Source organism: Cryobacterium sp. Hz9, assembly GCF_004402825.1.
Lineage (GTDB): Bacteria > Actinomycetota > Actinomycetes > Actinomycetales > Microbacteriaceae > Cryobacterium > Cryobacterium gelidum.
Genome location: NZ_SOFC01000024.1, coordinates 68,517 through 76,142, shown reverse-complemented (window position 1 = coordinate 76,142; position 7,626 = coordinate 68,517). Strand labels below are relative to the sequence as shown.

Here is a 7,626-nt window from a genome sequence, read left to right as displayed (position 1 = left end):
CATCAGCCCGACCGGACCCGCACCGTAAATCACGACCGTGTCACCGGGGATCACGCCGGCCATTTCGGTAGCGTGGTAGCCCGTCGGGAAGATGTCCGAAAGCATCACGTAATCGTTCTGCTTTTCTTTGGCGTCTTCACCCAGGCGCAAGCAGTTGTTGTCACCGTAGGGCACACGCAACATTTGGGCCTGCCCGCCGGGATACGGACCCATGCCGGCGAAGCCGTAGGCGGCGCCAGCACCGACCGGGTCGGGTTGAGTAGTCATGCAGTAGTTGGTAAAACCGCGTTCGCAATTCTTGCAAAAGCCGCAGGAAATATTGAACGGCAACACGACGCGTTCGCCCACTTTGACCTTGTCAACGCCGTTACCGACCTCGATGACCTCGCCCATGTTCTCGTGACCGAACGTGCGTCCAACCGCGAAATCGGTACGTCCCTCATACATGTGCAAATCTGAACCGCAAATATTCGTGGCCGTGACGCGCACCAGAACATCGGTGGGACGTTCGATCGTGGCATCCGGAACTTCTTCAACGTTGACCTCATTGGGGCCCTTGTAAACGACTGCTTTCATTTCTTTCACTCCCTGATTTTCATGACCGTGAAGACGGACAGTCCGTCGTCACTTTCGGAGGTGTACGAAAATTCATGCACGGGCAACCTTGAGCTGCCCGCGGATTGCGCATAATTTATGTCTAACACCGTTCCATGTACGTCGCCTCACCGCCGCAACTATCGGGACGCCCACGCCGGACGTCACCGAATGCTGAGCTGCAGCTGGCTACGAAGCGCCAGAATTGCGTTCTCCCAATTTGGACAATCCTGCGCATCAAGGACCACCGCACCCGCACCGAACTACCCGACGGAAGACCGCCGGATCATCTCTAAACTGTTTCTTAACGACGTCAACGAAGCCCTCGGCGAATGGGTCGGCTAAGCCCGCCGCTGCCGTATCCCTGCCTTTGCGAAACTCCAGAAAAGCATCGACAAGCATCGCACGGCGATCCTGGTGTCCACCGGGCACGTTCTCTCCAACGGCCGTGTCGAATGCACAAACACCAAGTTTCGTCTCCTGACCACATCGGCTTTAGCTTCAGGTCACCCGACGCCCATCGGAACCCACGCCACTCTCTTGAATGGCCGTGTTCCCCCTAAGGACCCAGCGTTTGGACGAACTCCTGATCATCGGCCCGGGCTCCCTAATCAGAGGAACGCGGCGGCTTGGTGTGGGCAGAGAACAAGTACCCCTGACCGTTCTCTTCGTCCTCATCATCGGCGGCCCGGAAGCCACGGCCTCCCACTTGGAAAACCTTGCATATCTCGGTGGAGTACCTCGGCCACTCGACCTCATCGTCGACGTTGAGCGTACCGCTCGACATTTCCCCACAGAAACTTTTCGTGACCGTCGTATATCCGGCAGCTGCAGTCCCTCTTGCACGTTGGAGATCTGACTTACGAGCCCGGTGATAATCAGTGACCGATCACGATTGGTTCCAGGTTTTCAGGCTGCAGGCTTCGCTCGTAACCAGTCTGTGGGAAATGCGGGATAGGACACATAGGTGATGGCATGTCCGTCAATTTTTGGTCGGAGTCATCTTGTTGAATGGCTTGCCTCTACGTTCCCGCGAGTTTTCATCATCGGGTTGACCTTGCATGAGCGTTCGGTACTGTGATCGGGGTTGCAAAGACTTGTTCATCCGTTGAATTCGTACCAGGAGGTCATCATGCCCAACGCCATCGAGACTGTCGACGTCAACGTTCCCGTTACCGTCGCGTATAACCAGTGGACAAAATTTGAGGAGTTTCCAAAGTTCCTCAGTTTTGTTGAATCCGTCACGCAGGTGACCGACACTCTCACCGAGTGGAAGGTCAAAGTCGGCGGCGTGGAGCGCGAGTTCGAGGCTCGGATAACTGAGCAGCACCCCGATGAGCGTGTTGCTTGGAACAGTACCGGGGGCCAAGTCGACCACGCGGGAGTTGTTACATTCCATACGTTGGCCGAGAACGAGACACGGGTGACAGTTCAGCTTGATTGGGAGGCCATAGGGCTGCTTGAGAAGGCTGGAGCCGCTCTCAGTGTGGACGACCACGCCATCAAGAAAGACCTCGCAAACTTCAAGCAGTTCATCGAGGCGAAGGGCACCGACGATGGTGGATGGCGCGGAGACGTGCAGGCCTGACGCTGCCGGCGGATGCGCTTACGGCTCGTGATAGTCGGGACGTCGCCCACCGAAATTCGACCACTATGGTGACGCAGCGCTCGAAGCGCACGGCAGAGTATCAGGGGCACTCAAAATCGCGCAGTTGCCCAGGAATTCGTCTATCGATCCTGTCGCCTAAATGTGCCGAGCGGCATAACAGCCCGGTTCTTCGCAACCTCGAACTCTCCGTCACGATGCCTCTGCGCATTTTTTTAGGCGTGATCATCGCGATGTCGGTCGTTCCAATAGTGAACCTGTTTGACGTCCCAAAGCCAATTTAGGGAGCGAGCGCCCTACTGACCAGGTCACGTCCCGCTGGGTGGTGTAATTCCTCGTCACCGTGCGCGTCAGTTGGTTTAGTTTAGGCGGCAGCGAGTTCGGGGAGAATCACCGCCTCGTCGATGACCTCGACGGGGTTGTTCATGGTGGTCAGCTCGAGCATCGAGGCTTCGGAGAAGTAGCGACGTTCGCTGGCTTCCCATTCGTCGTGTTGCTCGATCAAGACAGACCCTGCCAAGCGCAGCAGGGCGGCAGCGTTGGGGAACACACCGACGACGTCGGTGCGGCGTTTGATCTCTTTGTTGACCCGTTCCAACGGGTTGGTCGACCAAATCTGTCGCCAGTGCCGCCGCGGAAAAGCGGCGAACGCGAGCAGGTCAGGTTGGGCATCGGTGAGCATCGCGGCGACCTTCGGGTGGGACCTTGCAAGCATGGTGGTGACCTCACGGAATTGCTTCTCGATGTGCTCGCGGTCGGGCTGGGCGAAGATGGTGCGGATGATCGACGCGATCATCTCCTGGGACCCTTTCGGGACCACGGCGAGGACGTTGCGCATGAAGTGCACCCGGCATCTCTGCCAGCCGGCGCCTTGAAAGACCGTCCCGATGGCTTTCTTCAGCCCGGTGTGGGCGTCAGACATGACCAGCTGCACCCCGTCCAGACCGCGGGTTTTCAACGACCGCAGGAAGCTCGTCCAGAAGCCTTCGTTTTCACTGTCGCCAACGTCAAACCCCAGAACTTCCCGGCGCCCGTCGGCAGCCACGCCGATCGCGACGACGACTGCTTGGGACACGATACGGTGCCCAACACGGGCTTTGCAGTAGGTCGCGTCGAGGAACACGTAGGGGAAGTCCTGCGCGGCCAGGTCCGGTCGCGGAACTCGGCCACTTCCGCGTCGAGGCCGGCGCAGATGCGGGACACTTCGGATTTGGAGATCCCCGTATCAGCGCCGAGCGCCTTGACCAAGTCGTCGACCTTGCGGGTTGAGACACCCTGGACATAGGCCTCCATCACAACGGCGAACAGGGCCTGGTCGACGCGGCGGCGGCGCTCGAGCAGGGCGGGGAAGAACGACCCGGCGCGCAGCTTTGGGATCTTCAGATCGAGGTCCCCAGCCGTGGTGCTCAAAGTCCGTGGCCGGGTGCCGTTGCGATACGTGGTGCGGTCGCCGGAGCGTTCGAACGGGGCGGCGCCGATGAATGCGGTCGCTTCTGCATCGATTAGTTCTTGATACAACGTTTCGGTCGCGACACGGACGCGGTCGGTGACATTGGTGAGTTTGAGTTCTCCCAGCAGGGTGAGCAGGGCAGACTGGTCTAGAGCCATCGTGTGGTGTCCTTCGTGAGTTGCTTTAGTCGGTACTCACTGACCATCGCACGATGGCTCCTCGCGTTGACGAAGCAACGCTCAAAGCAGGGAAACAACACCACTCAATGGGACATGACCTCCGGCTGCCGCTCCTCGTCGGCATTTCGTTAGCAAATTCACGCGCTCAGACGTGGTAGCCGTCTTGAGGCAAGCGCGACCCTTCCGAACAGGCACCGGCGATGTACCGCTTTTAATGACGTGAATTTCCCCTGCGATTTCCGTGAAATTCCGCGGATTTACGCGGATCTGGCGTGGCCGTATAGCGTGCGACGTTTGTACCGCCGGATCTCTAACCTTTGCGACCCTGCTCACTCCCACAGTAAGTATGTGTAGGGATGTGCACATTGCTTCCAAGATCCTTGGAATAATGCGCGCCCGGGGGGTTTCCTAAACTTGAGTTGTCGTCGGGAGAATGTGTAGGACGCTTGGAGCGGAATAGGCCTCCTGCTCTTGTCTCGTCTGGGTCGTAGCGGTTTTTAGAATATACACATTCCAACAAAGGTAAATGTGTATGAGAGTGTATTTTTGAAACTGTGGCAACACAGTGGATTCCCAGCCTGCTCGGGCGTGTTGAGGCCGATTGTCTCGGTGCGCTCACATATCTGGCAGCGCACCTCATAGACAGACCTCACGCGAGAACGTGAGCAGCGACTGCTCCAAAGCCGGCACAACCGCCGATCAAGTTTTTTGTGACGCAGCCGTACGCCATTCGGCAATTGCAGTGTCGCCAGCTTTCACACTCACCCTTGCTCACACCCGCTAACAGATGTTCCGTTACCGCTGCGTTACCGCTGGGCCATCGGAGAAAAACAGAACCCCCTACTCCCCAGTGAAACACTGGGGAGTAGGGGGTTTTTCGTGGCGGTACCGGTGGGATTTGAACCCACGGTGGAGTCTCCCCCACACGACTTTTCGAGAGTCGCACCTTCGGCCGCTCGGACACGGTACCGCCGTCGATCCTAGTAGAGACTCGAGGTCGACGCGAATCGGCCAACACGCAGCAGACACACGGATGCTGCGGAGTAGCCTCAGCGGATGACCTCACCGACCCCGCGCATCCGCTCTCTTATCGCTGCCGGCGCCGCCGTCGTCACTACCGGCGCCGTTCTCTACACGACCTGGTTCCGCCGCGACCTCGAACAGCAGAAGGTCATTCTCAACGACACCCTGCCCGTGCACTCCGCGTGGTGGCGCACCCACGCCAAGCAACCGGGCGAGCTGCTCTACGTCGCGATCGGCGACAGTGCCGCCCAGGGCATCGGGGCCTCGAGCCCGAACAAGAGCTACGTCGGGGTCCTCGCCGACCACGTGCGACTGGCCACCAGCCAAACGGTGCGTGTCGTGAATCTCAGCGTGTCCGGCGCAACCGTGGCTTTGGCGGTGCGGGACCAGCTTCCGCGTTTCGACAGGCTGAAGCCTGACCTCGTCACGGTCGCGATCGGCGCAAATGACATCGCCCAGTGGAACCCGGAAGAGTTCGAAGCTGGCATTCGCACAGTGTTCGCCGCCCTCCCGCCGCACTCCCTCGTCGCCGACCTTCCGTGCTTTCACCTGCCGCACAACGAGGTCAAGGTTGCGGTGGCCAACGAGATCATTCGCCGAGTCGCCACCGAGCATGAATTGACCGTCGTCCCACTGCACGGGACGACCAAACGGGCCGGCTTTCGCAGCATCTTGACCCACGTCGCCAAGGATCTGTTTCACCCCAACGACCGCGGCTACCGCTCCTGGGCCGAGGCGTTTCTCCCCTCGATCAGCGCCGATGTCGCGCACCGTTTCTCCGCCGTCGGTCAGGCATCAAAGGACGCTGACTAGGGGCAGCGTCGCGCGCGCGGCCGCCTGTCGGCGGCCACGGGTAGGCTCGGAATATGGCAAAATCCGTCTCCTCCTTCCGCTGCTCCGAGTGCGGCTGGACCACCCTCAAATGGGCAGGTCGCTGCGGCGAATGCCAGCAGTGGGGCACCGTCGTCGATGCTGGCCAGACCGCCGGCATCAGCCGCAAACTCAAGGCCATCACGCTGGTCGGCGATGGCATCGCCCGCCCCATCACCCACGTTGAAACGGATGCCGCCGCTCACTGGCCGACCGGTATCAACGAGTTCGACCGGGTACTCGGTGGCGGCATCGTGCCCGGCTCGGTGGTTCTGCTGAGCGGGGAACCCGGCGTCGGTAAGTCCACACTGCTGCTCGAGGTCGCGTCCAAGGCTGCGGCGGCGAAGAGCCGCGTGCTCTACGTCAGCGCCGAAGAATCGGTGAGCCAGGTGCGGCTGCGCGCCGAGCGCACCAACGCGCTCGAACCCGAGCTGTATATCGCCGCCGAAACCGACCTCGGGGTGATCCTCGGGCAGATCGACGCCGTCAAGCCCGACCTCATCATCATCGACTCCGTGCAGACCGTGTCGAGTGCACTCTCCGACGGCTCGCCGGGCATGCCCAGCCAGGTGCGGGAGGTGGCATCCACTCTGATTCGGGTGGCAAAAGATCGCAACCTGCCAGTGCTGCTCGTCGGCCACGTCACCAAAGATGGCTCGATCGCCGGGCCACGAGTGCTTGAGCACCTGGTCGACGTGGTCTGCCAGTTCGAGGGCGACCGTCAGACTTCGCTGCGGTTCATCCGGGCGCTCAAGAACCGGTTCGGGCCCACCGACGAGGTCGGCTGCTTCGAGATGACCGGTGACGGCATCGCCGAGGTGCCCGACCCCAGCGGGCTGTTCCTCAGTCGGGCCACCGATCCGGTCGACGGCACCTGCGTGACCGTCGCGCTCGAAGGTCGACGGGCCATGCCGGTCGAGGTGCAGGCGCTCGTCACCGCAACCCAGGCGCCCAATCCGCGCCGCGTCACGAGCGGCGTCGACTCCGCCCGGGTGGCCATGCTGCTCGCGGTGCTGCAGGAGCGCGCGGGCATGAACCTCTCCACCAAGGACGTCTACGTGTCGACGGTCGGTGGAATCCGTCTCAGTGAGCCGGCCGCCGATCTTGCGATCGCGCTGGCCATCGCGTCGGCGTTCACCGGACTCGCCGTGGCACACAATGTGGTCGCGTTCGGCGAGATCAGCCTGGCCGGCGAGGTGCGCGGAGCACTCATGTCAAAGCAGCGGGTGAACGAAGCGGTACGCCTCGGCTTCACCACCCAGATCGACGCCGCCTGCGGGTCGATCCACGCGGCGGTTGCTTTGGCGCTCGGCACCACCCGCAATCCGCGCGACGCCGAACTCGATCGGGCGTGGGGGTAGGCTCCGCCACCGCGGCGGCGGCTGACGCCTCGACCCGGCCGTCAAAGTGCGCTCGTGCTTCGCGAGGCGGTTACTCGGCGTCGCCCTCGCCGAGCTGCGGGTTCAAGGCCTGGAGAAGATCGTCCGGAGCTGCCTGCATAACATTGGGCCCGGCGATGTCGAAGAAAACCATCTCCAGGGTCGAGGCGTGCACGGTGAGAAACTCGCGCAGCCACTGCCCATCACAGACCATGACCTGCGGGTTCGGATCGTCGGGCACCACCCGCGCGTAATTGTCCGCTGCGGAAAAGAGCAGCAGCATCCGCTTGTCGGAACCCTCGCGGCCAAACACGCGCACCTGCGCCGCCTCACCGTTGACGACGAGTTGCGGCACGATCATGTAGTCGTTGCGCAGCGCGAAGGCGACGGCGACGACGTCTTGTGCCGCCAATGCGGCGCTAAGCGCCTCGGAACGGGTATTGGCAGTCGTATCAGTCATCCATTCATTCAATCAGCCGCGGCCGTGCGCGCCCAGCTGGCGGCGCACGCCACGAGCGAACGGAT

At 61.3% G+C, this 7,626-nt stretch carries 5 protein-coding genes, 1 tRNA gene and 2 pseudogenes; 4 read left to right on the top strand and 4 right to left on the bottom strand.

The genetic code is table 11. The features are described from left to right. On the bottom strand, nt 1-576 hold a 576-nt coding region (locus E3N85_RS15345), incomplete at its 3' end, for an alcohol dehydrogenase catalytic domain-containing protein (protein ID WP_166783980.1). 375 nt (nt 577-951) lie between these two features. Between E3N85_RS15345 and E3N85_RS17205 the strand changes: the two are divergent. Together E3N85_RS17205 and E3N85_RS15335 are read left to right on the top strand one after the other, a co-directional pair. Continuing rightward, a pseudogene (locus tag E3N85_RS17205) lies at nt 952-1,365 on the top strand (transposase); the annotation flags it as partial. Between the two features lie 361 nt (nt 1,366-1,726). Continuing rightward, nucleotides 1,727-2,182 carry an SRPBCC family protein gene (locus E3N85_RS15335; RefSeq protein WP_134464721.1) on the top strand — a complete coding sequence of 152 codons (456 nt, stop codon included), beginning with the start codon at nt 1,727-1,729 and terminating at the stop codon, nt 2,180-2,182. A 382-nt stretch (nt 2,183-2,564) separates the two neighbouring features. Here the strand turns inward: E3N85_RS15335 and E3N85_RS15330 are convergent. Both E3N85_RS15330 and E3N85_RS15325 read right to left on the bottom strand, forming a co-directional pair. Further along, nucleotides 2,565-3,808 (bottom strand): annotated as a pseudogene (locus tag E3N85_RS15330) (IS256 family transposase). A 901-nt stretch (nt 3,809-4,709) separates the two neighbouring features. Beyond that, nucleotides 4,710-4,799: transfer RNA gene (locus E3N85_RS15325), tRNA-Ser, on the bottom strand. 86 nt (nt 4,800-4,885) lie between these two features. Here E3N85_RS15325 and E3N85_RS15320 point away from each other — a divergent pair. Both E3N85_RS15320 and radA read left to right on the top strand, forming a co-directional pair. Next, a complete protein-coding gene (locus E3N85_RS15320) occupies nt 4,886-5,665 on the top strand; it encodes an SGNH/GDSL hydrolase family protein (protein WP_134464719.1) in 780 nt (259 codons plus the stop codon). Nucleotides 5,666-5,718: 53 nt separating this feature from the next. Next, entirely contained in the window at nt 5,719-7,083 is a 1,365-nt protein-coding gene (gene radA / locus E3N85_RS15315; protein ID WP_134464717.1) for a DNA repair protein RadA, read from the top strand. A 70-nt stretch (nt 7,084-7,153) separates the two neighbouring features. Here the strand turns inward: radA and E3N85_RS15310 are convergent, their stop codons facing one another. Continuing rightward, nucleotides 7,154-7,561: a dehydrogenase gene (locus tag E3N85_RS15310; protein WP_134464715.1), complete on the bottom strand. Its 408-nt coding sequence runs from the start codon at nt 7,559-7,561 to the stop codon at nt 7,154-7,156. Nucleotides 7,562-7,626: the final 65 nt, after the last annotated feature.

Excerpts from the sequence above, each read along its gene's own strand:
- E3N85_RS15335 (WP_134464721.1), top strand. The coding sequence starts at position 1,727 with ATGCCCAACGCCATCGAGACTGTCGACGTCAACGTTCCCGTTACCGTC.
- E3N85_RS15320 (WP_134464719.1), top strand. The coding sequence starts at position 4,886 with ATGACCTCACCGACCCCGCGCATCCGCTCTCTTATCGCTGCCGGCGCC.
- radA (WP_134464717.1), top strand. The coding sequence starts at position 5,719 with ATGGCAAAATCCGTCTCCTCCTTCCGCTGCTCCGAGTGCGGCTGGACC.
- E3N85_RS15310 (WP_134464715.1), bottom strand. The coding sequence starts at position 7,561 with ATGACTGATACGACTGCCAATACCCGTTCCGAGGCGCTTAGCGCCGCA.